Origin of the sequence: Nonomuraea sp. B19D2, assembly GCF_040137845.1 — a bacterium.
Lineage (GTDB): Bacteria > Actinomycetota > Actinomycetes > Streptosporangiales > Streptosporangiaceae > Nonomuraea.
In genome coordinates, this window is the sequence record NZ_JBEFAK010000015.1 from 129,712 (window position 1) to 153,619 (window position 23,908).

The 23,908-nt window shown below is 69.3% G+C and carries 22 protein-coding genes; 8 read left to right on the forward strand and 14 right to left on the reverse strand.

Features of this window, described 5'->3' with window-relative positions; genetic code table 11:
• Positions 1 to 3: 3 nt before the first annotated feature.
• From ABN273_RS26915 to ABN273_RS26925, 3 genes are all read right to left on the reverse strand, one after another.
• Entirely contained in the window at positions 4 to 1,353 is a 1,350-nt protein-coding gene (locus ABN273_RS26915) for an FAD-binding oxidoreductase (protein WP_349451932.1), read from the reverse strand.
• A 131-nt stretch (positions 1,354 to 1,484) separates the two neighbouring features.
• Positions 1,485 to 2,468, reverse strand: a complete 984-nt coding sequence (locus ABN273_RS26920) for an NAD(P)-dependent oxidoreductase (RefSeq protein ID WP_349451798.1) — start codon at positions 2,466 to 2,468, stop codon at positions 1,485 to 1,487.
• Positions 2,465 to 4,000: a serine/threonine-protein kinase gene (locus ABN273_RS26925; RefSeq protein ID WP_349451799.1), complete on the reverse strand. Its 1,536-nt coding sequence runs from the start codon at positions 3,998 to 4,000 to the stop codon at positions 2,465 to 2,467. The genes ABN273_RS26920 and ABN273_RS26925 overlap by 4 nt, the downstream gene beginning before the upstream one ends.
• Before the next feature lie 119 nt (positions 4,001 to 4,119).
• Between ABN273_RS26925 and ABN273_RS26930 the strand changes: the two genes are divergently transcribed.
• Positions 4,120 to 5,241, forward strand: coding sequence for a CaiB/BaiF CoA transferase family protein (locus ABN273_RS26930; protein WP_349451800.1), 1,122 nt, complete (start codon positions 4,120 to 4,122; stop codon positions 5,239 to 5,241).
• Positions 5,242 to 5,264: 23 nt separating this feature from the next.
• On the opposite strand, the gene ABN273_RS26935 is transcribed toward ABN273_RS26930, so the two are convergent.
• Complete coding sequence (locus ABN273_RS26935; protein WP_349451801.1) at positions 5,265 to 5,717, reverse strand: GyrI-like domain-containing protein; 453 nt, start codon at positions 5,715 to 5,717, stop codon at positions 5,265 to 5,267.
• Between the two features lie 94 nt (positions 5,718 to 5,811).
• Here ABN273_RS26935 and ABN273_RS26940 point away from each other — a divergent pair, with 94 nt between their 5' ends.
• The gene (locus tag ABN273_RS26940) at positions 5,812 to 7,251 is read left to right on the forward strand and encodes a GuaB1 family IMP dehydrogenase-related protein (protein ID WP_349451802.1); all 1,440 of its coding nucleotides are present in this window, start codon (positions 5,812 to 5,814) and stop codon (positions 7,249 to 7,251) included.
• Here the strand turns inward: ABN273_RS26940 and ABN273_RS26945 are convergent, their stop codons facing one another.
• Positions 7,252 to 8,007, reverse strand: a complete 756-nt coding sequence (locus ABN273_RS26945; protein WP_349451803.1) for an SDR family NAD(P)-dependent oxidoreductase — start codon at positions 8,005 to 8,007, stop codon at positions 7,252 to 7,254.
• Positions 8,008 to 8,079: 72 nt separating this feature from the next.
• Here ABN273_RS26945 and ABN273_RS26950 point away from each other — a divergent pair, with 72 nt between their 5' ends.
• The 3 genes from ABN273_RS26950 (at position 8,080) to ABN273_RS26960 (ending at position 11,292) form a co-directional block, all read left to right on the forward strand.
• A complete protein-coding gene (locus ABN273_RS26950; protein WP_349451804.1) occupies positions 8,080 to 8,454 on the forward strand; it encodes an FKBP-type peptidyl-prolyl cis-trans isomerase in 375 nt (124 codons plus the stop codon).
• A 211-nt stretch (positions 8,455 to 8,665) separates the two neighbouring features.
• Positions 8,666 to 10,189, forward strand: coding sequence for an ATP-dependent DNA ligase (locus tag ABN273_RS26955; RefSeq protein ID WP_349451805.1), 1,524 nt, complete (start codon positions 8,666 to 8,668; stop codon positions 10,187 to 10,189).
• Positions 10,190 to 10,590: 401 nt separating this feature from the next.
• On the forward strand, positions 10,591 to 11,292 hold the full coding sequence (locus ABN273_RS26960; RefSeq protein ID WP_349451806.1) for a septal ring lytic transglycosylase RlpA family protein: 702 nt from the start codon (positions 10,591 to 10,593) through the stop codon (positions 11,290 to 11,292).
• Between the two features lie 378 nt (positions 11,293 to 11,670).
• Here the strand turns inward: ABN273_RS26960 and ABN273_RS26965 are convergent, their stop codons facing one another.
• Positions 11,671 to 13,017 (reverse strand): endonuclease/exonuclease/phosphatase family protein, encoded by a 1,347-nt coding sequence (locus ABN273_RS26965; protein ID WP_349451807.1) that lies wholly within the window; start codon positions 13,015 to 13,017, stop codon positions 11,671 to 11,673.
• A gap of 897 nt (positions 13,018 to 13,914) precedes the next feature.
• Here ABN273_RS26965 and ABN273_RS26970 point away from each other — a divergent pair.
• The gene (locus tag ABN273_RS26970; RefSeq protein WP_349451808.1) at positions 13,915 to 14,460 is read left to right on the forward strand and encodes a hemerythrin domain-containing protein; all 546 of its coding nucleotides are present in this window, start codon (positions 13,915 to 13,917) and stop codon (positions 14,458 to 14,460) included.
• Positions 14,461 to 14,731: 271 nt separating this feature from the next.
• Here the strand turns inward: ABN273_RS26970 and ABN273_RS26975 are convergent, their stop codons facing one another.
• The gene (locus ABN273_RS26975; protein WP_349451810.1) at positions 14,732 to 15,325 is read right to left on the reverse strand and encodes a DUF1707 and DUF4870 domain-containing protein; all 594 of its coding nucleotides are present in this window, start codon (positions 15,323 to 15,325) and stop codon (positions 14,732 to 14,734) included.
• A gap of 135 nt (positions 15,326 to 15,460) precedes the next feature.
• Between ABN273_RS26975 and ABN273_RS26980 the strand changes: the two genes are divergently transcribed.
• Complete coding sequence (locus tag ABN273_RS26980) at positions 15,461 to 15,805, forward strand: hypothetical protein (protein ID WP_349451812.1); 345 nt, start codon at positions 15,461 to 15,463, stop codon at positions 15,803 to 15,805.
• Between the two features lie 167 nt (positions 15,806 to 15,972).
• On the opposite strand, the gene ABN273_RS26985 is transcribed toward ABN273_RS26980, so the two are convergent.
• The 6 genes from ABN273_RS26985 to ABN273_RS27010 all read right to left on the reverse strand — a co-directional run bounded on the left by ABN273_RS26985 (position 15,973) and on the right by ABN273_RS27010 (position 22,195).
• Positions 15,973 to 17,121 carry a DUF4192 domain-containing protein gene (locus ABN273_RS26985; protein WP_349451813.1) on the reverse strand — a complete coding sequence of 383 codons (1,149 nt, stop codon included), beginning with the start codon at positions 17,119 to 17,121 and terminating at the stop codon, positions 15,973 to 15,975.
• Positions 17,122 to 17,416: 295 nt separating this feature from the next.
• A complete protein-coding gene (locus tag ABN273_RS26990; protein WP_349451814.1) occupies positions 17,417 to 18,151 on the reverse strand; it encodes an EI24 domain-containing protein in 735 nt (244 codons plus the stop codon).
• 10 nt (positions 18,152 to 18,161) lie between these two features.
• Entirely contained in the window at positions 18,162 to 18,743 is a 582-nt protein-coding gene (locus tag ABN273_RS26995) for a Maf family protein (RefSeq protein ID WP_349451816.1), read from the reverse strand.
• A 28-nt stretch (positions 18,744 to 18,771) separates the two neighbouring features.
• The gene (locus ABN273_RS27000; protein WP_349451817.1) at positions 18,772 to 19,392 is read right to left on the reverse strand and encodes a DUF937 domain-containing protein; all 621 of its coding nucleotides are present in this window, start codon (positions 19,390 to 19,392) and stop codon (positions 18,772 to 18,774) included.
• 82 nt (positions 19,393 to 19,474) lie between these two features.
• Positions 19,475 to 21,415, reverse strand: a complete 1,941-nt coding sequence (gene ftsH / locus ABN273_RS27005) for an ATP-dependent zinc metalloprotease FtsH (RefSeq protein ID WP_349451818.1) — start codon at positions 21,413 to 21,415, stop codon at positions 19,475 to 19,477.
• 36 nt (positions 21,416 to 21,451) lie between these two features.
• Entirely contained in the window at positions 21,452 to 22,195 is a 744-nt protein-coding gene (locus ABN273_RS27010; RefSeq protein ID WP_349451819.1) for a hypothetical protein, read from the reverse strand.
• 170 nt (positions 22,196 to 22,365) lie between these two features.
• Here ABN273_RS27010 and ABN273_RS27015 point away from each other — a divergent pair, with 170 nt between their 5' ends.
• Positions 22,366 to 23,328 carry a DUF3616 domain-containing protein gene (locus ABN273_RS27015; protein WP_349451820.1) on the forward strand — a complete coding sequence of 321 codons (963 nt, stop codon included), beginning with the start codon at positions 22,366 to 22,368 and terminating at the stop codon, positions 23,326 to 23,328.
• Here the strand turns inward: ABN273_RS27015 and ABN273_RS27020 are convergent.
• The gene (locus tag ABN273_RS27020; protein ID WP_349451822.1) at positions 23,318 to 23,887 is read right to left on the reverse strand and encodes a peptidyl-tRNA hydrolase; all 570 of its coding nucleotides are present in this window, start codon (positions 23,885 to 23,887) and stop codon (positions 23,318 to 23,320) included. The genes ABN273_RS27015 and ABN273_RS27020 overlap by 11 nt on opposite strands.
• Positions 23,888 to 23,908: the final 21 nt, after the last annotated feature.

Consider the following 23,908-nt stretch of genomic DNA (forward strand, 5'->3'; position numbering starts at 1 on the left):
TGCTCACCTTCCCCGTACACATTTTTCGTACAGGTCCAGCAGGCGACCATTCGGGTCGTATTCCCGCTTGACCGACCAGTAGGCATCGCCGTTGTACAGCTGCCAGAACTGCTCGCGAGCGTAGAAAGAGGTCGAATAGAGCGACTTGTGGCCGTCGAGCTCGTGCACTTCACGCTCGATCAGCCGGTTGTAGTAACCGTCGAACTGCCCTCGCGGCAGCGGCACCATGCCCCAGAATCCGAAGTTGACGTACAGTTTGCCCGGCTCGAGGGGATAGAGCGGCCAGCGGGAGCCGGCCCGCAGCGGGCACATCCACACCGGAGTCATGCCCACCTGGTCGTGGAAGAACTCCAGGAACTCCGCCCCTCGCTCGACCGGCGTCTCGACGTCCTGGATGACGGACTCCTGCACGGGCTGGTCACGCCACCTGTCGATGCGGGCGGTCAGTCCGTACTTCCGGTCGAGCGCCACCAGGCGGCGGTAGACGTCGGAGCGCATCCAGCGGCGCGGCATGAGCGAGCGGACGACGGGCTGCTGCACCCCGAACGCGCGCGAGCACCAGAACCAGTCGGTGTCCCAGCGCCACAGGTAGTCGCGGATGGTCAGCCAGTCGCGGTTGCGCTGCCTGATCGACTGGTAGTAGATGCGCATCCCGGTGTAGTCGGAGACGTAGGGGGCGCGCTCGGCGAAGCGGCCGAGCGTGATGTACATCTCCCCCGGGCTGAAGAAGACGCCGTCCACGAAGTCGACGCTCTCGCCGTCGTGGACCATGCTCTCGCAGATCTCCTGCATGGCCAGCATGCACTTGGCCGCGTCGGTGAACTTGACGTGCGTGAGGTGCACGTACGGCTGGACCTTACGCAGTTTGATCCTGATGCGCAGTGCGTAGCCGAGCGTGCCGTAGGAGTTGGGGAACGACCGGAAGAGCTCGCGGTGCTCGTTGTCGTCACGCGCCACGATGACGCGACCGTCGCCGGTGAGGATCTCCAGCTCCTCCACCGACTCGTGCGGCAGGCCGTCCCTGAAGCTGCTCGACTCGATGCCGAGCCCCGTCACGGCGCCGCCGAGCGTGATCGTCTTGAGCTGCGGCACCACGTACGGCATGAGCCCGTACGGCAGTGTCGCGTCCACCAGGTCCTCGTACGTCGTCATGCCCTGGACCTCGGCCGTCATGGTCTCAGGGTCGACGCTGATGACCTCGTCGAGATCCCTGGCCGAGAGCTTGGCCGTCCTGCCGGAGTCGCGGAACCTGAAGAGGTTGGACGTGGACTTGGCCAGGCGCGGGGCGGCACCGCCCGGAATCTCGGCGTACGACTGCCGGATCTGCTCTACTGCCCGCTGGTGTGTCGACATCGTCGTCGCCACGGAAGCACCCCCTTGAGCTGGTAGAGATCGTCGCGTAAGACGGTATCTCTCACGAGCTACTCGGAACAGACCGGGGTCGTTAAAGACACGAAAACTGTTTATAGTGCCAGGTGAAATGCCTACGTGGTAGGTGATTGAGTAAACTTCCTGGAGATCGTCGGAGATACGCCGTTGAGCACGTTGTCAACCTCGCGGCCCTCGACGGCGGCGGTGAGGTTGTCCAGGGTGGCCGTGAGCAGGCGGCCGGTGGCCTCCGACGTGACGCCCGCGACGTGCGGCGACAGCAGGACGTTCGGGAGGTCCCGCAGCGGGTCGTCCGCGGGCAGGGGCTCCTCGTCGAAGACGTCCAGCGCGGCGCCGCCCAGATGGCCGTCGCGCAGGGCCGCGACCAGCGCCTGCTGGTCGACGACGCCGCCCCGCGCGGCGTTCACGAGCAGCGCGCCCCGCTTCATCTCACGGGGATCGACCAGGCCCCGGGTCTCGTCCGAGAGCGCGATCACCACGACCACGACGTCACTCGAGGAGATGAGCGCAGGCAGGTCCGCGAAGGCGGGGTCCTGGCGGGGCGTGCGGGTCCAGTACGAGACCTCGCAGCCGAGCGCGCGGAACATCTCCGCGCTGGTGGCGCCGATCGGTCCGTAGCCGACGATGCCGACCCGCAGGCCGCGCAGCTCGCGGGGCTGCAGGCCCTGCTGCGGCCACTCCCCCGCGCGTACGGCGGCGTCGGCGGCGGCCAGCTTGCGCGACAGGGAAAGGGTGGCGGCCAGGCACCATTCAGAGACCGCCACCGCGCTGACTCCCGGCGTGTTGGCCAGCGGCACCCCGGCCGCCGCCAGAGCGTCCACGTCGTGGCCGTCCACGCCCACGGACGGCTGCTGCACGAACGCCAGCAGCGGCGCGGCCTTGACCGCCTCGGCGTCCAGCGCGAGCGTGCCCGTCCAGTCGCCGAGCACGATCTCCGCCTCGGGCAGCGCGGCCAGGAGTGCGTCCTTGTCGCGGGCCGCGGGCACGCGTACGGTCACCTGGTCGCCGAGCGGGGCGAGCAGGTGACGCAGGAGCTCCTCGGGGAGCGGGGGCAGGGCGAGCAGGTTCCAGGGGGTCATGCCCCCACAGTAAAGCTGCTGATCACCTGCCGCATAAGCCCCTTGTTACGTATCCACTGGGCCTCGGTGGCCGTCCAGGACAGGATGTATGCGGCGTCGCCGACAGCCACGACCCGCCGTACCTCGTGGTACCTGGTGCCCGGCGTGGCCCAGCGGGCGTCGCCCCCGGTGCCCGCGGTCCAGGAGAACTCCCACTCCGCCGCCTTGGTGCCCTGGTGCACGACCATCCTGCGGCCGCGGTTGACGATGTCCTGGGCGCTCTGCTTGAACGTCTCCTCCGAGTCGCGCAGGACCTGGTTCGGGTCGTTGCTGGAGTAGACGGCCTGGACGCCGAAGTGCGCGCTCCTGTCCCTGCGGGTCCACTCGGTGTACGCCTCGCCGAGCGCGCCCTGCCAGCCGGTCGGCCGCATGATCGACCAGCCGTCACGCGACTTCCACGCCCGTACGAGCGGGACGACCCTCGTCACGCTCGGCGTCGGGGTGGGCGTCGCGCTCGGCTGCGTGGTCTGCGCGGCCGGCGTGAGCGGACTGGTCGCTGCGGCGGGCTGGGCGGTGGCGCGCGGGGTGCCCTCCGCCGGGGAAGCGAGCTTGAAGTACGCCACCGCGCCGCCCGCGACCACCACCACCGCGGCCGCGGCCGCCGCGAGCACGGCCCGGCCCAGGCCGCCGCCCGGCTTCTTGTCCGGCACGTCCCGATCGTTGTACGCGGGCCTGGTCGCGAGAATGTCCGCGAGCAGCTGGTCGGCCTCTTCGGCGTTGACCCGCTGCTCCGGCTCCTTCTGCAGCAGGCCTTTCAGGATCGGATGCATGATCGGCGGGATCCTGCGATAGTCGGGCTCCTCGCTGAGCAGCGCGTTGAGCGTCGACATGGGATCGCCCCGCTCGAACGGCGAGCGCCCCACCATGCACGCGTACAGCGTGGCGCCCAGCGACCACAGGTCGGAGGGCGGCCCCGCGTTCTCGGCGCGGACCCGCTCCGGGGCGAGGAAGCTCGGCGAGCCGGTCACCATGCCGGTCTTGGTGAGCGAGGGGTCGCCCTCGACCTGGGCGATGCCGAAGTCCATGAGCACGGCCCGGCCGTCGTCGGCCAGCAGGATGTTGGACGGCTTGACGTCCCGGTGCAGAATGCCCGCCTCGTGGGCGGTCTTCAGCGCGGACAGCACCTGCCGGCCCAGTTCCGCCGCCTCCCGCACCGGAAGCGCGCCCGAGGTGAGCACGACCTCCTCGACCGTGGGATGGCGCAGCAGCTCCATCACGATCCACGGGCGGCCGCCCTCCTCGACGACGTCGTAGATCGCGACGACGGACGAGTGGCTCAGCTTGGCCGCGGTACGGGCCTCACGGGCGGTCCTCAAGAGCTGGCGCTCCTGCTCCCCCGGCGACAGCCCGTCGGGCAGCAGCACCTCTTTGATGGCGACCTGCCGGTTGAGCAGGGTGTCCTGCCCTTCCCAGACCACGCCCATGCCACCGCGGCCCAGCTCACGCACTAACTGGTAGCGGCCTGCGATGAGCCGGTTGCTATCCGAAACCATGTCCTACCCCTGTAGACCACCCGAACATAGTGGGCAAGTTTCCCATACCTCCCACGCCTTCGCCGGAAGGTCGGGAAGGCCGCTTGCGAGAGATCACCGAAGGTTGTTCTACTGGGGGAATGCCTGAAGTTCGTAGAGGCCCGTTGGCCGGGGTGCGCGTGCTGGAGCTGGCCGGGCTCGCCCCAGGGCCGTTCGCCGGGATGATGCTGGCCGACCATGGCGCCGAGGTGCTGCGGATAGACCGGGTCAAGGCGGTCTCCGACCGGCCGCGCAGCGACGTCATGGACCGCGGCAAGCGCACGGTCGGGCTGGACCTGAAGGCGCCCGAGGGCGTGGCGGCGTTCAAGGAGCTGGCGCGGCACGCCGACGTGGTGATCGAGGTGTTCCGGCCGGGCGTGGCCGAGCGGCTCGGGATCGGCCCTGAGGACCTGCGTGCCGTCAACGAGCGGCTGATCTACGGCCGGATGACCGGCTGGGGGCAGGACGGGCCGCTGGCGCCCACGGCCGGGCACGACATCGACTACATCGCAGTCTCCGGCGTCCTGTCGATGCTGGGCCGCGAGGGCGACAAGCCGACCCCGCCGATCAACATCCTCGGCGACTTCGCCGGGGGCGGGCTCATGCTCGCGTACGGGGTGCTGCTGGCCCTGTTCGAGCGCGAGCGCACCGGCAAGGGGCGGGTGATCGACGCGGCCATGGTGGACGGGGCGTCGATCCTGTTCTCGATGTTCTACCAGGCCGCACAGAGCGGCCACTGGGGGCCGCGCGGCACGAACCTGCTCGACACCGGCGCCCCGCAGTACGACACGTACGAGACGGCCGACGGCCTGTTCGTGGCGGTGGGGTCGCTGGAGCCGCAGTTCTGGGACGCGATGGTCACCGTGATGGGGCTGAGCGGCCTGCCCGACAGGAACGACAGGGCGCAGTGGCCCGCGCTGAAGGCCCGCCTGGCGGAGGAGTTCAAGAAGCGGACGCGGGCGGAGTGGGAGGCGTTGTTCGAGGGCTCCGACGCGTGCGTCTCGCCCGTGCTGTCCATGGCCGAGGCCGCCGCCCACCCGCACAACACCGCCCGGGGCTCCTTCGTCGAGATCGGCGGCGTCACCCAGCCGGTGCCCGCGCCCCGCCTGATCGGCGTCCCCGCGCAGGACCTCTCCCCCGCCACGCGCCTCACCGACCTTTCCCAGTGGGGACTGTCCCAAGAGGAGGCGGAGAAACTGCGCGGGCAGGGCGTGCTCGCGTAGTCCTTCAGACCGCTATATGGCCTCTAGACCGCTATATACAGGTCCACACCCTCCGGGTGGTGCACCTCCAGGTCCGTGGTGAACGCGCGGGACGGCGTACCCCCCGACTCGGTGTGCTTCCACACCTGCTGCCACGCGTCGACCAGGGCCTGCGGCATCGGGCCGCGGGCCGCCAGCTTGAGCGACCGCGCGGCCGGCACGCGCACGGCCACCATGCCCTCCGGCAGCCGCGGCACGGTTCGCACCCCGGTGCCGACGATCTGCGTGTAGGCCCCGTTGTGGTCGCTCTCGTAGTCGGTCAGCACGGCGTAGAGGTTCTCGTCAACGCGCCCCGGCACATGCGCGAAAGCCCCCGGAGCGCCCGCCCGCTGCCACAGCGCGGGCAGCTTGGCCCGCGCCGGATCCATCTCATCGGCATTCGTGGTACGTACGGCGAAGCCGACCACGATCAGCTCGGCCCGTTCTATGACGTCCACAGGCCCTCCTCCCCCAAAAGTGTCCCGGCCGATCATAAGCCCCCGCGAAACGCGGAACCGCTTGTTGCGCCGTCACCGCATAAGATGGACGAACGTGAAGTTTCTCAACGGCCTCGAGCCTCACCACGATCTGACCTACAGCGACGTGTTCATGGTGCCGTCGCGCTCCTCGGTCGGTTCCCGGCTCGAAGTCGACCTCTCCGCGCACGACGGCACGGGCACCACCATCCCCGTCGTCGTCGCCAACATGACCGCGGTCGCCGGCCGCCGCATGGCCGAGACCGTGGCACGGCGGGGCGGCATGGCCGTGATCCCGCAGGACATCCCGCTGGACGTCGTGACGAACGTCATCGACTGGGTCAAGAAGCGCGACCTCGTGCACGACACTCCGCTCACCCTCACCCCCCACGACACGGTCGGCGAGGCGCTGCAACTGCTGCCCAAGCGGGCGCACGGCGCGATCATCGTGGTCGACTGGGAAAACCGGCCGGTCGGCGTCGTGACCGATGCCGACTGCCAGGGCGTCGACATGTACACCCAGCTCTCGCAGGTCATGTCGAGCGAGCTGCTGACACTGCCCGCCGGGCTCGACCCGCGGGCCGCCTTCGACCGGCTGCACGAAGGGCGGCACCGGCTGGCGCCCATCGTGGACGGGAACGGGCGGCTGGTGGGCATACTCACCCGGCTGGGCGCGCTGCGCGCCACCCTCTACCAGCCCGCCGTCGACGCCCAAGGGCGGCTGCGCATCGCGGCCGCGGTCGGCGTGAACGGCGACGTGGTGGCCAAGGCCAAGGAACTGCTGGCGGCCGGGATCGACTGCCTGGTCGTCGACACCGCGCACGGCCACCAGGAGAAGATGCTCTCGGCTCTGCGCGCCGTCAGGGCGCTCGATCCCGGCGTGCCCGTCGCGGCGGGCAACGTGGTGACGGCGGAGGGCGTGCGCGACCTGGTGGACGCGGGGGCCGACATCCTCAAGGTCGGGGTCGGGCCCGGCGCGATGTGCACGACGCGGATGATGACCGGGGTCGGCCGGCCGCAGTTCTCGGCCGTGCTGGAGTGCTCGGCCGAGGCCCGGCGGCTGGGGCGGCACGTGTGGGCGGACGGCGGAGTGCGCCATCCGCGCGACGTGGCGCTGGCGCTGGCCGCGGGGGCGTCCAACGTGATGATCGGCTCGTGGTTCGCGGGGACGTACGAGTCGCCCGGCGACACCCATACCGATGCGAACGGGCGCAAGTACAAGGAGAACTTCGGCATGGCCTCCGCACGGGCCGTGCGGCTGCGGACGGCCGAGGACTCGGCGTTCGAACGGGCCAGGAAGGCGCTGTTCGAGGAGGGCATCTCGACCTCCCGCATGTACCTGGATCCGAAGCGGCCGAGCGTGGAGGACCAGATCGACGGCATCGTGGCGGGGCTGCGGTCGGCGTGCACGTACGCGGGTGCGTCGAACCTGGAGGAGTTCCACGCGCAGGCCGTCATCGGGATCCAGAGCTCGTCCGGGTACGCCGAGGGGATGCCGCTGCACCAGAGCTGGTAGTCAGGTCCTCCGCCAGCCGCCGGCCGCGTGGATGCCGCCGTCCACGTGCAGCGTCGTCCCCGTGACGAACCTGGCCAGGTCGCCGGCCAGGAACACGGCCGCGCCCGCGGCGTCACCCGGGCCGCCGAGGTGGCCGAGCGGCGGAACGCGTACCGGGTCATAGGGCAGCGGGCGGGCCAGCATGCGTTCGCGCACGCCTGCCTCGCCCTCGGTCTGGACGGCGTCGGGCGCGATCGCGTTCACCCTGATGCCCCTGGGGGCCAGCTCCAGCGCGAGCGTCTTCGTCAGGCTCTCCAGGCCCGCCTTCATCGCCGCGTACACGGCGAAGCCCGGCGCGGCCTGGTGGGCCTCGCTCGACGTCACGTTGATGATCGAGGCGCCCGGCGACATCAGCGGCAGCAGCTGCCGGGTCATGCCGGTGACCTGTGTGAAGTTCTCCTCGATGAGGATCTGCTCGCCGCGGGGCGAGGTGTCGGCGAACGAGGCGTGGAAGGTGCCACCCGCGTTGTTGACCAGGACGTCCACGCGGCCCCAGCGCTCGCGTACGGCCTGGGCGAAGATCTCCACCGCCACGTGGTCGCGTACGTCGAGGGTCATCGCCAGCTCGGCGCACGGCCTGTCGCGGTCGCAGACGGCGACGTGGGCGCCGAACGCGGCGAACGCCTCGGCGATCGCCAGCCCGATGCCCCTGGCCGCCCCGGTGACGACGGCCACGCGGTCGGTGAGCAGAATCGCATCGGGAGAAAGGGCGACCATGAACGATGACGATATCCCGACCGCATAGAGTCGTCGGGTCTCATTGTTAACAACAGTCAACTGGAGCACTTCGTGGCACTCGAAAAGCCCGAGATCGACTTCCCCGAGGGCAACCCGCCCGCCGACCTGGAGATCGTCGACCTGACCGTGGGTGACGGCCCGGAGGCCAAGCCCGGCCATCACGTACGCGTCCACTATGTGGGCGTGGCCTTCTCGACCGGGGAGGAGTTCGACGCGTCGTGGAACCGCGGCGAGGCGTTCGAGTTCCCGCTCGGCGCTGGGCGCGTCATCGCTGGCTGGGACCAGGGGGTCGCGGGCATGAAGGTCGGCGGGCGGCGCAAGCTGGTCATCCCGCCGCAGCTCGGCTACGGCAGCCGGGGGGCCGGCGCCCGCATCAAGCCGAACGAGACGCTCATCTTCGTCGTCGACCTGCTCGGCGTGAGCTAGCGGCTCTCACGGGGGCGGGCCACCCACCACGGCCTCTCGCGGCCTTTGCGGCGGCCCGCCCCCTCACACGTCTTACGGCCATTTGCGGTAGCCCGTTTTCATGGAGTACAGCGGGATCCCTTGACGATGATCTGGGCCGTGCCGGGAACAAGGCAGACACTTGGTCGATATCGGGTGGGGAAATGTCGGCGGCGTGAGGCACCATAGGCGTGTGCTTCTGATCGACGTGGTCCGGGTTTCCGAGGCGGTGACGCACACGTCCGCCCGGCTCGGCAAAGTGGGCCATCTGGCGGAGCTGCTCGGCCGGGTCGGCCCGGAGGAGGCGGAGATCGCGATCTCGTACCTCTCGGGTGAGCTGCCCCAGCGGCAGGTGGGCGTGGGCTGGCGCACGCTGGAGGACATCCCCCAGCCCAAGCTGGCCGCCACCGCCACGCTGAGCGCCGTCGACGAGCTGCTGAGCAGGATCAAGGCGGTTTCCGGGGCGGGCTCGCAGGCCGCGCGCAAGGCTCTGGTGACCGAGCTGTTCGCGGGGCTGACGAGCCAGGAGCAGCAGTTCATGCGCCGGTTGTTCTTCGGCGAGCTGCGGCAGGGCGCGCTCGACGGCGTCATGATCGAGGCGGTGGCCAAGGCGTCCGGCGCGCCGTCGGCCGACGTGCGGCGCGCGCTCACGCTGCGCGGCTGGCTCCCCGCCGTGGGTGCGGCCGCGCTGAGCGGCGGGGTCGAGGCGCTGCGCGCGTTCCGACTCGAGGTGGGGCGGGCGGTCTCGCCCATGCTGGCGGGCAGCGCGCCCAATGTGGCCGCCGCGCTGGAGAAGGCCGGAGCCCCCGCGGCGCTGGAGTGGAAGCTCGACGGCATCCGCGTGCAGACCCACCGCTCGGGCTCGGCGGTGAAAGTCTTCACGCGTACGCTCGACGACATCACGTCGCAGGTCCCCGAGCTGGTCGAGGCCGTGCTCGAGACGCCGTACGACGATCTCGTGCTGGACGGCGAGGTGATCGCGCTGCGTCCCGACGGGCGGCCGCACCCGTTCCAGGTGACGGCGAGCAGGGTCACCAGCAAGACCAACGTGGCGCAGCTGCGCGAGCAGACGCCGCTGAGCGTGTTCTTCTTCGACGCCCTGCGGGTGGACGGCGCCGACCTGCTCGACCTGCCCTATTCGCAGCGCCAGGAGGTCCTGGTGCGCGCGGTCCCCCAGGGCCTGCTGACGCCGCGGCTCATGACGGGGGATGTGGCGGAGGCGGAGAAGTTCTTCACCGACGTGGTGAAGGCGGGCCACGAGGGCCTGGTGGTCAAGTCCCTGGCCTCCCCTTACGCGGCGGGCCGCCGGGGCGCCGGATGGATCAAGGTCAAGCCGCGTCACACGCTCGACCTGGTGGTGCTGGCCGCCGAGTGGGGCCATGGGCGGCGCGAGGGCAAGCTCTCCAACCTCCACCTCGGGGCGCGTGACCCCGCCGGTGGGTTCGTGATGCTCGGCAAGACGTTCAAGGGGCTGACGGACGAGCTGCTGGCCTGGCAGACCGAGCGCTTCCTCGAGCTGGCCGAAGGGCCGACCGATCGGTGGACGGTGACGTTGCGGCCCGAGCTCGTGGTGGAGATCGCCTTCGACGGGGTCCAGCGCTCGCCGCGCTATCCCGGCGGCATAGCCCTCCGTTTCGCACGCGTCCTCCGTTACCGCCCGGACAAACGGGTCGAAGACGCCGACACTGTCGACACGGTGCGCTCGCTGATGTTCTAGGCGCTGCCGACGTCGCCGCGTCGGCGTCGGCCGACCGCCTTCGGAGATCACCACTACCGAGGATCGGCATTCAACAATCCTCGAAGATCTCTATCACCGAAGATCAGCATCTTGATCGGCCGGCAGCGGTATTTCATCCCAGCGATCAAGCCACCTTCCCTGTTTTCCCGGAATTTCCGAAGATCCATGGCTTGAGCTGGACATATATGCGATCTTGTTATCAAAGTGAGATATATCACTGGACGTCGCATTAAGTTGCCTTTACCTGGCCTTTGTCGCATATCTTCTTCCCCATCGTGCGGGACCCCCCATCCCGCCTGAGGATCGGCCGCTGGATGCCCTCCACCCCAAGGGCTGCGGCCTTTCCCTGTCTTATCCCCTACCTAGGACTGTGGTTTACCTTGGGTCAGCATTCCCTCAAGCCATCCCCTCAGGATCGCAAGCTCACCGCAGGCAAGCGCTGGATCACCGCCGCAGCCGGCGCCGCCGTCGTGGCCGCCGCCTCCACCACCGCCTGGGCCGCCATCGGCAACACCGACTCCCCCGAACACGGCGCGACCGCTCCCACTCCGTCCCAGGCCAAGCCCCTGAACGAAGCCGCCCGCCAGCCGACTCCCCAATCGCCCTCCCCGACCCCCAAGCCCGCGGCGGCCCGCCCGAAGACGACCAAGTCCCCGGCGACAGCGCGGCCGAACCCCACCAAGTCCACGGTGACGAGCCACTCGAAGTCGGCCACCGATTCCGCGGCGACCCCGAAGACCACCAGATCCCCCTCGACCACCAAGTCCCCGTCGCCCAAGCCGAAGACCCGCGTACTCGCGTCCGGAACCTGCGGCGCCTCCTACTATGACGAGGGCCAGATGACGGCCAGCGGCGAACGCTTCAACCCCTCCGCCATGACCGCCGCCCACAAGACCCTCCCGCTGGGGAGCAAGGTCCGCGTCACCAACCCGAACAACGGCGAATCCGTCACGGTCCGCATCAACGACCGTGGCCCGTACGTGGGCGGCCGCTGCCTCGACCTCTCACGAGCCGCCTTCGCCGCCATCGGCAACACCGGCGCCGGGGTGATGCGCGTCAAGTATGAGGTCCTGTCCCGCTGACAACCCGCCGCCCCTGCTGCTCGGCCCCCTGAAACTGTGGAGGGGCGGGGGGTGTCGCCCGTAGAAGCCCTGCGGGCGGGCGGACCCCGCCACATAACCGCACGTACATACCGCGGCGGCGCCCACCGCCCCAAGAACGCGACGACGGACACGACCGCCTCGACCGGAGCGCAGCAGTGCGCCCGGACCAGGCCGCCGGCAAGGCCGCAGCTCTCCTCGGCGACGCCTCCGCACACCTCCTCGACAACGCGTATGTGCAGCCTTGTCGCGCCGTGGCGGACTGCAACGGCAGGAAGGAGCCCCCGCCGCAAGCTCCCAGCAAGGGGCACCTCCGTTGAGATGACGGTTGTGCTGAACCGTCTGGCGTCAGCCCTGAGGCTACGTCGACGTCTTTCCGGGTAGCTTCAGCTTCGCCACGACTCCTGCGTGGTCGGACGGCCACAACCCCGACGGTGTACGGTCGCTCTCCTCCTCTCCGACGAGGTGGATATCCTTCACGTCGAAGTCACCCCGGAGCAGCACCAGATCAATTCGCAATCTCAAGGTGGAGACCGGATTGCGTAGGTCGGGCGCCTGACAGCAGGTGGCGCCCGGTTCGCTGGGGTGCTCTTTGCTCCAGGCATCGGCAAAACCCGAATTGAGCAGGAATTGGTACGTCGGGAACGTCGGGTTCTGTGGGTCATCAGCAGTGGTATTGAAATCGCCCGCGAACACCACCGGAAGCTTGGTGTTCGCGGCACTCGCGACAAGCTCTTGCGCCTGTGCCCGCTGGATGGTGAATGGCGGTGTCGGCTCCAAGTGCGTCGTGACGAATCGGAAGGTGCGACTACAGACGGTGGCGTCGACCGACGCCCAACCAGCCCGAGAGGCGATCGAGCCGACTGGCGATTGGAGCACTTGCTGGATCGCGTACGTCTGCACCTGCAGGTTCGACAGCTTGACGCGCCTGAGCGCATCGACCCGAGCCAGGATCACGCTTCGCTCGCTGATGCGTACGTCGAAGCCAAGCGTGCTCGGGGCCTCGGCATCGAGTTCGGGCACGATCGCTACTGCCTCGTAATGTTGGCCCAGCCGGTTGAGCGCGGCGAGGAGGGCATTGAGCTGGTCTGATTTCACGTTTGTCGCGGGCGGCGACCCGGTGCGCAGGATGTCGGCCTCCTGCAGGCCCACGAGATCGGGCTTGTCCCGGGCGACTTCGCGGGCCACCGCGGCGGCCCGCTCATTCGGATCCGAGGCCAGAATGTTCTGATATGTCAGTGTCACTGCCGCGACGAATTCCGCTGGTGTCTTCGCGCTGAAAATAGCCTGGAAATCACTTCCCACGTACATGTTCTGCGTCATGACGCGCACGTCCGGATCAGTGCACCCGTTCGCGGCTGCAGCCGACTCGCCTTTACGGTAATCAACCCTTTGCCGGCCGTGGACATCCTCCGAGCTCTGCCGGCTCGATCGGTTCTGCGTGCCCGAAACGGACTCGTTGAGGTTGACGACGCGCAGCACCTTCTGGCTCTGGCCCTTGTGCTGCCGCTGCCTGTTCCTGCTCGTGTTCTTGTTGCGGCTGACGGCCGGGTCGGGGGAAGCGGGGCGGATGGCCTCGCGGCTAGGAACGCCTCCCATGTCGGCATGGGCGGAAGCGGCGGTGGCAGTGCCGCCCACGGCGGCACTGCTGCCGGTCAGCAGAACGCCGGTCGCGAGAAGCGCGACGAGAGTGTTTGACTTGGGCAATTAAGTTCACCTTTGCACGGATTTCCGACATCTCCCACAATTGGGGGAGGATGCTCTATTAATGACCTGTCCCATGGATCATCCCATGCCGCCTTAGCTCTCCTTGGCGCGCCAGACGCAAACGATCTCCCTCTTTCTCTTTCCCTCTTTATGGGCATTGGTTACTATTCGCCGCCCGACGTCACCTGCTTTCTTCGGATATTCCATTCGATGCGCCACAATCGCGCTGCTTGCGCCATAATGAGAGGGTGATACAGCCTTTCCGTGGCAGCGCCGCTCCCGTTCCCCATCCAGGCAGCGTCGTACTCCTCCGCCAGGCGTAGTTGTAGGCGGCCGTAAAGGTCCGCCGGTTTGTCGGCCGGCATGCGGCCCACCGCCACGCTGGAGGTCAGGGCTGGGCATGGTCAGTGTGGTCGGTATCGGTTCTCGCCCTACTCAGGTCAGTGCTGTCGGGCCTGCCTGACATCGACGTAACCAGGTGGCGCGACGAGGACCTGGTGGACCTGCTCGACGACCACGCGGGCGAGATCGGGAGTTATCACCGACGGGCCCGCCGACAGCGGCCGACATCCGGTATGCGGCGCTGGAGGCGCGTCTTGGCGCGGTCGAGCGGGAGGCCGTGACCCCCACGCAGCTCGCTGAGATGTGGGCACCGAGACCTCCACAACCGGCCCGCACCATAACCAACCAGCCGCGCGGGCATGACGTGGCGCCACCCCACCCGCACACAACTCGGGCCGCCGCAGGGCTGTCAAGCGCCGCCGACGCGGCTCTCCCCCGGTGCCCACGGCCGACTTGACGGATGATCGTGAGAGTGATGGGATCCGTCGTCAGCGTCGCGGTGTATCCGGCAAGCAGACCGCCGAGGGCATGGAGGCGCCGGAACATGGGACACCCATGGAAACACCCACCACCCCCGACGAACGTCTCAAAGCGTTCGGCAACCAGTTGATCAACGTGCATGCCTGGCTCCGCGAAGAGCTGGCCAACCTACGCGACGACGTCGACGCCCACCTGGCGGGCGGCTCCGCACGCCCCCGCGAACTGCCGGCCCATTGCCTGGCGTTCTGCTCGGCTCTGGAGCGTCACCACACCGGCGAGGACGCCGCGGCCTTCCCAGCGCTGGCCGAGCAGTTCCCCGCGCTGCGGCCGGTGCTTCAGGAGCTGACCCGCGACCACCAGATCGTCAGCGACATCCTGCGCAGACTGCAGAACCTCCTGGACGGCCTCGGCAACAACGACGCCGCCCAGCCCCGGCACGTGCAAGCCGAACTGGACGGCCTGGCAGCCCTCCTGGAATCACACTTCACCTACGAAGAGCGGAAGATCGTCGCAGCCCTCAACGCGCTGGCCGCCCCCGACTGGGACGACGCACCACCCGCCTTCCTGCTCACCGCCCCCGTCGAGCAGGACAACGTGAGCGACAACGCCCGTCACCCCTGACCAGGCTGGCGTCAGCGTGGCCGCGCCCCCGGGGCACGCCAAACGGACCAAGCGCAGGTGCAGTAATTGCACGGGGCGGCGTGTCCCTCAGGGATGTTGCCATGAGCGCTCCCAGCGCGAGGCGCACACTCCCGCGCCGGAGCCGGTACCCCGCACCGGGCGGCGCAATCCCCGCACTGAGCGGCGCGATCCCCGCACTGAGCGATGCAATACCCGTGCTGAGCGGCGCGATCCGCCTGCTGGGGCAGGTGGCGTCACCTCGCCACTGACGTCACTTCACCAGGCGCAGCGTCAAGGGGTAGCGGAAGTTGCCTTCCGCCAAGGATGAAATGCCGCCGACGATGGCGAGGACGACGGCCGCGACCCAGATGATCGGCAGCAGCACGACGCCGATGACCGTGAACGGCAGAATGACCGTCGCCCCCACCACTGTGATCTGGAAGTTGAGCGCCTCCAGCGCCTGCCTCCGGATGTAGGGCGAGGTCTTGCCTCCAGTGAGCAACAGGATGAGCGGACCAATGATCGGGATGCCGACGACCATCAGCAGGTGGCCGACGGCGGCGCCGAGGCGTTCGTTGCTCTCCGGCGCGCGCTCAGGGCGGCCCGGGGGCGGGAGCGGCGCCAGCCGGGGCACGGCCTGCGTGCCGTACAGCTCGGCCATGATGGGCATCAGATCACCGTGCGTGCGCGCCGTCATCGCGCGCTCCAGCCGGTCGTCGAACTCGAGCTTGTCGAAGCGCCCCTCCGCGTAGGCCACCTTGACGTGCTCGACCACGTGCTCTCGGTCCTGGTTGGTGACGCGCAGATGAGCTGGCGGCACCTGTCCCGGCCCGGGGGTTTTCGGTACCCCAGCCATAATCGCCATGCCTCTCCCTAGCGAATCGAGTAGTCACCTCCATAGTGCGTTCTTCGGAACCCTCGGTGCCATCGGGAGAATCCCGGATGTGTCCCCTAGATCATCCCCGACGCGCGTCGGCTTCAGACGGTATAAAAAGGATTCATGAGATGGCGAGACCGCTACGGCATTCGTCGGCTTCGCGGCCGGAAGATCGCGAAGTTCGACCGCGAGGCGACAGACGCCGACATCGAAGCGCTCATCGCCTTCGCCCGTTCGCGGCGCGGCGTCGAGTTCTACGTCGAACCGGAGACTTTCGCCACTGACACGACCGCTGTGGCGGTCGCCGACGACGGCGAATGGACGAGGCGGAGGGTCGGCTCTCCCGCCGTGATTCACAAGGTTGCTCGCGATCTTGCCCTCCCGGTGTACGACGTTCAGCTCACTGGATATCCGCCGCGCATGCGTGCTTACAACGAGCGTCGCCGCCGAGAGGAAGACAGCCTGTAACCGACCCAAACCCCGACCCCGGCTCCAGCCCCAACCCCGACGACCCACGACCTCGGCCCCAACGCGCTGGCGGCTGGCGGCTGGCGGCTGGCGGCCTGAGGTTACGCCCGGTGGGAGTAGTACGGGGCGATGGTGTGTCGAGGTGAGTGTGCCTCGCGGTTGCAGGGTCAGCCGGGTGGGGTTTGCGGGTCGTCGTCGTCCAGCAGGTTGACCAAGGGGAGGAGCCAGGACGGGTGGGGTGGCCCCATGGCGGCGTCGAGCTCGGCCGGGGTAGGGAGGCGGCCCCGGAGGATGGTGGGCGAGAGCAGGTTCTGAAGGGCGTGCATAAGAAGGTTGGCCATCGAGTAGCCGGGGTCGATGGTCAGGGCGCGCTCCAGGGCGATCGTGGCCTGGACGCTGTTTCCGGCGCGCCAGGCGGCCATGGCCAGGAGGGATGCCGCCGGCGGGGTGAAGCGCGGCTCCAACCTGCGGGTCAGGTCCTTCCAGAGGAGTGCGTGGGAATCTTGCATGAGGGTCCAGGCCTCGTCGCGGACTCTGGTGATTGCCAGAGCGAGGCCCAGCTTCGCGGCCTCCGCGTCGTCCAGGCGGCCACCCTCCTCATGGGTTTGCAGCGCTGATCGCACCCTGTCCAGGCTCTCTGTCACGTAGTGGGTGGCGAAGGTGTCGAGATTTGGGGTGGTTGTCAGGCCGGCTCGGAATTCTGTGATCGCGTCGGCTGTGGCGCGGCGCATCGCCATGCGTACCGGGCCGGCGAGGGGGGCGATGGTGCGTTCCAGAGATTCGCGGTCCGGGAGGGCGACCAGGCCGCGTACCGTCGCCTCGGCGGCGATCTGGCTGGTGGACAGGTCGTACGGCGTGCCTTCGGCCGGGCAGCACGTCGGCAGGTCGCAGATGTAGGACCAGTAGCGGCCTTCGTGGGCGCGCAGTGCTTCGCCCACGTGGACCTCGGTCTTCACCGCGAGGAGTCTCGCCTCGTCGACTGCCGGCGTGACCAGCTCTCCCGCGCCGTAGCCGACGACCACGATCTCCGTCACGCCCTCCCGGCCGAAGACGGGCTCCAATGCGGAGAGAGTGCCCGGCGGGAACGGGAGGCTCCACCTGGCCACCACCTTGGCCTGGCGGCGGTCGAGGCCGATCACGATGAGGCTGGACTTCGGGTGGAAGCCGACGAGGTACGGCACAGCGGCCAGGATGTCGGTGGGGCTGGTCAGGGTGAGGCAAGGCTCCAGACTGAAGTCGGAGGCGGAGGCGGAGGCGGAGGCGGAGGCGGAGGTGCTGGCGAGGGAGGGGGTCGGTGCCGGGTGATCGGTCGTCATGGGGCCCTAGGGTGCCGGGGACGGCCGGTCGGGCGTCGGGCCGAAAGCGGTTCTGGGGATAAGGGCGGACGCACAGCACGGGGTTGTGGATAACGGCTCCTGGCCGCCTGTGTGATGCGGCCCCAAGATCGTGGTCTCGATGGATGTGCCAACCCCGGCATGGTGGCCCGCACGCCATGCCACCCCGACACAGTGGCCCACACGCAACACGACCCCCGACGGTGTCCAGGAGGGGGTCGTGCGTGGGAGTGGCCGAGGGTGACAGCGGCCCGTCAGGGATGCGGGCGCGCGGAAGCTAAGGAGTGGGGGCCAGGCGGGTGCGGACGAGGAGGGCGGCGCCCGCGACGGCGGCGGGCATCGCGATGACCGCCACGAACGGCACCAGGAACAGCAGGAACACCGCCACCCCGAACCCCAGCGCGCTGGCCTTGTTCGCGCGCAGCAGCGCGAAGCGTGCCTTGCGGGCCATCCCCCGGCGCTCCAGCGCCAGCGTGGTGAGCTCCACTGTCAGGAAAAATCCGGAAACGAGGGCGCCGAGCACCGGCACCACCGTCTGCCCCACCACGGGCACGAAGCCGAGGAGGAACAGCGGCACAGTGAAAAGGAGCACGTAGCACAGGGTGATCAGACTGTCCCTGATGGAGCGCGGCAACGTACGCCACCACGGCTGCTCGTCCGCCGACTCGAGCACGTCCACCGCCGCCGACAACCGCTCGTAGAACGGCTCCCCGATCGCCAGGGTGAGCGCGGCGAACGTCAGCACCGCCAGCGCCAGCCCGCCGAGGAACAGCGCGATCCCCACCAGCGTCCGGAACAGCTCCCGCCAGCTCCACGAATCCGCGAACGGCGTCAGGAACGTGGCCAGGTCAGTGGCGTTGTTGCCGAGAAAGATCAGCGCCGCCACGTACACGGCGAACGCGATCAGCGCCGGGATCAGCCCGAACAGCCACCACCGGCCGTTCCTGGCGACCCAGCCCAACCCCTGGAAGAAGAAGCCGACGCCGGACGTGAAATCGCGCAGTGATCGCATGCCCGGCAGGCTAGCGCCAGAACGACGTCACCGCGTAGCCGAGCTCCTCGAACAGGTCGCGCACCAGCGGCAGCGAGATGCCGAGCACGTTGCCGTGGTCGCCCTCGATGCCCTCGACGAACCACCCGCCGCGCCCGTCGATGCTGAACGCCCCCGCCAAGCTGAGCGGCTCCCCCGTGGCGATGTACGCGGCGATCTCCTCGTCGGACGGCCGGCCGAAACGCACCACGGTGGTGGCCACCTCGGCCGCCTGCTTGCCCGCGGCGACGTCGATCACACAGTGGCCCGTCACCAGGCGGCCCGTGCGCCCCCGCATGAGCCGCCACCGCTCGGCGGCCTCCTCCTTCGTGGCGGGCTTGCCGTACGGGCGGCCGTCCAGCTCCAGGATCGAGTCGCAGCCGATGACCAGCCCCTCGTCCAGCCCGCTCGCGACCGCCTCCGCCTTCGCCTTGGCCAGCACCAGGCTGAGGGCCGCCGGGCTGTAGGCGGAGAACGACTCCTCGTCGACGCCGCTGACGATCACCTTAGGGTCGAGGCCGGCGTTGCGGAGGAGGGTCAGGCGTGCGGGGGAGGCTGAGGCCAGAACGATCACCCGACCAGCCTACCGTTGACCAGCTATGTCACCAATCCGGGTTGGAGGTCCCCGGCGCCAGCTCGTGTCCGTCCGGGGCCCCGTGCCCGCCCGCGCGCAGACCGGGCTCGTACGGCCCGCCCTGCGGCGGCACGGCGCCGCCGAAGATGGCGCCGAGCAGCCCCTCGAGCAGGTCCTCCAGATCGCCGGGCAGGGCGGCCTGCTCCCTGTTCAGGTCGTCGGCCAGGGCGCCCGCGTCCATGTCGCGGCTCGTGGCCCGGTCGGCGAGCAGGGACATGATCATGGGGGCGATCAGGGGCAGCAGCTTCATGATGCTCTCGAAGTCGATCCCGGCGAACTGCGACACCCCGGCCGCCGCCTGCTCCGTCCCCTGGCCGCCCAGCACGTGGCCGAGGATGCTGTGCCCGTCGCGGATCAGCGAGGCCACGTCGCCGCTGAACGGGTCGGTGTCGACGTGGTCGTCGAGCGCCCCGCGCAGGGCCTCGGCCCCGTCCGGGTAGTGGGCGTTGCGGGCCATGCCCCCGATGATGGTGCCCGACACGGCCTGGACCACGTCTCGGGCCGTGGCCGTGTCCGTGCCGAGCATCCCGGCGATCTGCTCCAGTCCTGAGTCTCCGAGCTCGGCGAGGAGCTCGTCATTCAGCGTCACGGCACTCCCCCGATCATGCGGCCCCTCGATCGTTGTTCCGGGAGGGTTCCCCGATCAGGATCGAGCCAACGCCCGATTTGCGCTAATTCTCGGAAAAGCCCGCAGGCTGGACCTCCGGCGCGGCCGCGGAGCTGATCAGGCCCGCCGCCGCGTACGCGCTGGCCTCGTCGAGCGTCTCGTGCTCGAGCAGGGCCTCCACGATGGCGTCGAGCTTGTCGCGGTTGTCGCTGAGGATCTGGATCGCGCGCTCGTAGCACTCGTCCACGATCCGCCGCGCCTCCTCGTCCACCGTGGCGAGCGTCGCGGGCGAGGCCTGCGGCTGCTGGCCGTCGTTGGGCAGGATGGTCAGCGGGCCGACCTTCTCCGACATGCCCCAGCGCCCGACCATGCCCCGGGCGATCATGGTCACCTGCTCCAGGTCATTCTCGGCGCCCGTGGTGATGACGCCGTACACGACCTGCTCGGCCGCCATGCCGCCGAGCGCGCCGGTGATGCGCCCGCGCAGGTACTGCTCGTCGTACGCGTACCGGTCGGTGTCGGGGGTGGACAGCGTGACGCCGAGGGCCCGGCCGCGCGGGATGATCGAGATCTTCCTGACCGGGTCGGCGCCCGGCTGGAGCATGCCGAGCAGCGCGTGACCGGCCTCGTGGAAGGCGGTCCTGGTGCGCTCCTCCTCCGGCATCACGATGCTGCGGGCCGCGCCGAGCTGCAGCTTCTCCAGCGCGTCGGCGAAGTCGGACATCGCGACCTTCTCCCTGCCGCGCTTGGCGGCGAGCAGGGCGGCCTCGTTCACGAGGTTCGCGAGGTCGGCGCCGGTCATGCCGGGGGTGGTCTTGGCGAGCTGGTCGAGGCTGACCTCGCCGTCCAGCGGCACGCTCCGCGTGTGCACCGCCAGGATCGCGGTACGGCCGGCGGCGTCCGGCAGGCCCACCTGGACCGTGCGGTCGAAGCGCCCTGGACGCAGCAGCGCCGGGTCGAGGACCTCGGGACGGTTCGTGGCCCCGATGACGATCACGCCCTCGGCGCCCGAGAAGCCGTCCATCTCGGTGAGGATCTGGTTGAGCGTCTGCTCGCGCTCGTCGTGGCCGCCGATGCCGCCGGCCCCGCCACGGGCGCGGCCGATGGCGTCGATCTCGTCGATGAACACGATCGACGGCGCGACCTTCCGCGCCTCCTCGAAGAGGTCGCGCACCCGCGAGGCGCCCACGCCGACGATCATCTCGATGAACTCGGAGGCGCTGGCCGAGAAGAACGGCACCTTGGCCTCGCCCGCGACCGCCCTGGCCAGCAGCGTCTTGCCGGTGCCGGGCGGGCCAGCGAGCAGCACGCCCTTGGGCAGCTTCGCGCCGAGCCTGCGGTATTTCCCGGGGTCCTTGAGGTAGTCGACGATCTCGACGAGCTCGTTCTCCACCTCGTCGATGCCCGCGACGTCGTCGAACGTGACCCGCACCTGTCCGGCCTCGACCGGCTTGGCCGCCTTGGACTTGCCGAGCCCGCCGAGCCCGCCGCCCATCAGGCTGGCGCCGCGGCGCATGACCCAGATCCACAGCGCGGCCAGCAGCAGCACGGGCAGCAGCGACAGCAGCAGGTTGGAGAAGAAGCCGCGCGTGATCGGCTTGGAGGTGATCTCGACCTGGCCGGTGTTGAGCTGCTGGTCGAGCTGGTCGGTGTTGGCGAACGCCGGGATCTCCGTCGCGAACTTGGTGTAGGAGGAGCCGCTCTCGGGGTTCTTCGCCGACGACCTCAGGTCGCCTTCGACCGAAAGGCCCTGGGCATAGATGTCCTTGACGTTCTTGGCGTTCACCTGCTTGGTGAACTCGGTGTACGAGATCGTCTCGACGGATCCGCTGTCGACGAACGAGGACACCACGAAAAAGCCCGCGTACACCACGAGCAAGGTGACGACGAATCGCCACCAGTTGATCTTGGGCCGGCCTCCGGGCGTGCCGGGCAGGCCCTCCGAACGCCAGGGCGGTTTACCCTTGCCGTTCTTCGGGGCCTGCGGCGTTCCAGAGCGTTCCACGGCGTCACTCCCCACATCGCCGCATACATGATCTTTCTAGCCTAGAACACGCACCCCTGATACCACGCGGCCGATATCACGCCACTGTTTGCGCTGCGAGTCAGGCACTGTGACGAACGCCAGGCCCGGCTTGCTCATTCCCCCGTCCATCACGACGACGGCCGCCCGCGACTGGTGTTTTCCGTATTTGACCCGATAAATCAGCGCCCAGCCGTGTTTGACCGGTTGCGAGGCGAGCCAGGTGATCTTGGAGCCCTGGGGGTGGTGATTGAGCGTCCAGCGGGCGGCCAGCAGTGCCGTGTTGCGCGGGGACTTCTGCCGCATGGTCGGGAGCGGGCAGGTGACGAGCATCCCGCGCAGGCTCGTGCCGCGCTGTCTGGGCAGCACCTGCTTGGTGGTGAACGGCGCCGCGCCGAACGTCTTCCACGGCTTGGCCAGGTTCGGCACGGCCAGCCCGGTACGCACGTCCTTGACGGCCCGGCGAGGGGGCTTGGGCAGGGTCATCCGCTTGACCTTGCGGGTCAGCCTGGGCACGCGCCGGTCGGCGTACAGGGCCTCCATGGCCGTGTAACCCGGCGCGAGCGACACAGCGGGGGAAGGGGTCGGCGTCGCTGTGGCGGCGGGGGAGGGTGCGGGGCCGGACGAGGACGGTGCGGCCGGCGGCGCGGTTACCGGCCCCGCCGCCACCTCGTCCGGCCCTGACGGGAGCACCACGACCAGCGCCGCGGCCACGGCCACGACCGCGCCGACCACGGCGAACCCCCGGTACACCACCCGCATCCGGATATCTCCGATGCGGGAGCGTTTGGGCGGAGAAGCAGGGATTCCAGGTCTCACCTTGGTTCTCAGTCGTGAACCCTTGATCTCTTCTTCCCCATCGAGCACGAGCGGAGCGTACGACATATCCCGCCATCGCGTCCTAGAAGCAACCGAAGTGCAATCATGGCTTCGTGCAACAGGTTGAGCTGCGATTCGACCACGCCTCGCGAGCGTCCCAGACCCACACGAACCTCTCGGCGATCCGGCAGAGCTCAACGGGCCTCTGGGTGGCCGGCGACGAGACCGCCACCTTCGAGCATCTGACGTGGACGGGCGACCACTACGGCGCCCAGCGCACGTTCCGCCTGGCCGACTACGTCAGTCTTCCCGCGGGCCCCGCGGAGGAGGCCGACATCGAGGGCCTGGCCAGGGCGGACGGCCACCTCTGGCTGGTCGGCTCGCACAGCCTCAAGCGCAAGAAGGTCAAGTCGAAGGATCCAGACAAGGCCGCCGAGCGGCTGGCCACGGTGGTCAGGGAGGAGAACCGGTTCATCCTGGTCCGCCTGCCGCTCCACGAGGATACGCCGGGACCTGGAACGGTCCTGTCGGGCAAGGACGGCCTGACCACGCACCTGCGTGACGACCGGCACCTGGCGCCGTTCCTGGAGCTGCCCGGCAAGGACAACGGGTTCGACGTCGAGGGCATCGCCGTCGTGTCCGAGCAGGTCTACATCGGGCTGCGCGGTCCCGTGCTGCGGGGCTGGGCGGTGGTGCTGGAGCTGCGGCTCGACGACGACGGCGAGGAACGGCTACGGCTGCGGGAGCCGTACCACAAGCACTTCCTGGACCTCGGCGGGCTGGGCGTGCGGGACCTGTGCCCGGACGGCGACTCGTTGCTGGTGCTCGCCGGGCCGACCATGGACCTCGACGGTCCCGTACGTGTCGTGCGCTGGCGGCCCGGCCCCAAACGCCAGGAAGTCGTCCCCGAAGACGAACTCGAGACGGTGGTCGAGCTGCCCTACGGCGTGGGGTGCGACCATCCCGAGGGGCTGGTACGGCTGGACGACGGCAGGCTCATGGTCGTGTACGACAGCCCGTCGCCCGCACGGATCACCCCGGCGGGCGGCGTGCTGGCGGACGTCTTCACGATCTAGCCACGCGCCCCTTGAGCCAGGGGGCCTCCGCCACGAACGTGCACGAGCCCGGCTCGATCTCCGTGAACCCGGCATCACGTACCACGGGCAGCCCTGCGGCGACCATGGCGTCGAAGTCGTCCTGGGAGGCCGCCGTGCGCGCGGAGACCGCGAGGCCGCGAGCGCGCCAGGCGTCCCGCTCGGCCGCGTCGCTGGCCCACCAGGCGAGCTGGGCGGCGTGCCCGGCCTGCGCCATGGCCTTGCCCGCGGACATGGCCAGCTTGGGGTTGGCCCACAGGATCGGCGGCTCGGCGGGCGGCGGGCCGGCGGTGTCGTTCAGCTCGGTGCCGCCCACCTGCAGCCGCGCGAGGTCCCGCGGCCAGCCGTCGAGCGGCACGGGCGGGTGCACGCGTACCTCGGCCGTGCGGTGCTCGATGGTGCGCCCGGGCCGCGCGACCGCCCTGCGCCACTCGGCGCCCCTGGCCCGGCGCACCACCTTGCGGATCTTGCCGGTCGACTGCCAGGAGTGGAGTTCGGCGGCCCACTCCCCCGGGTCGTCCAGCAGGCTCAGCACGGCCATGGCGGCCGCCTCCAGGGCATC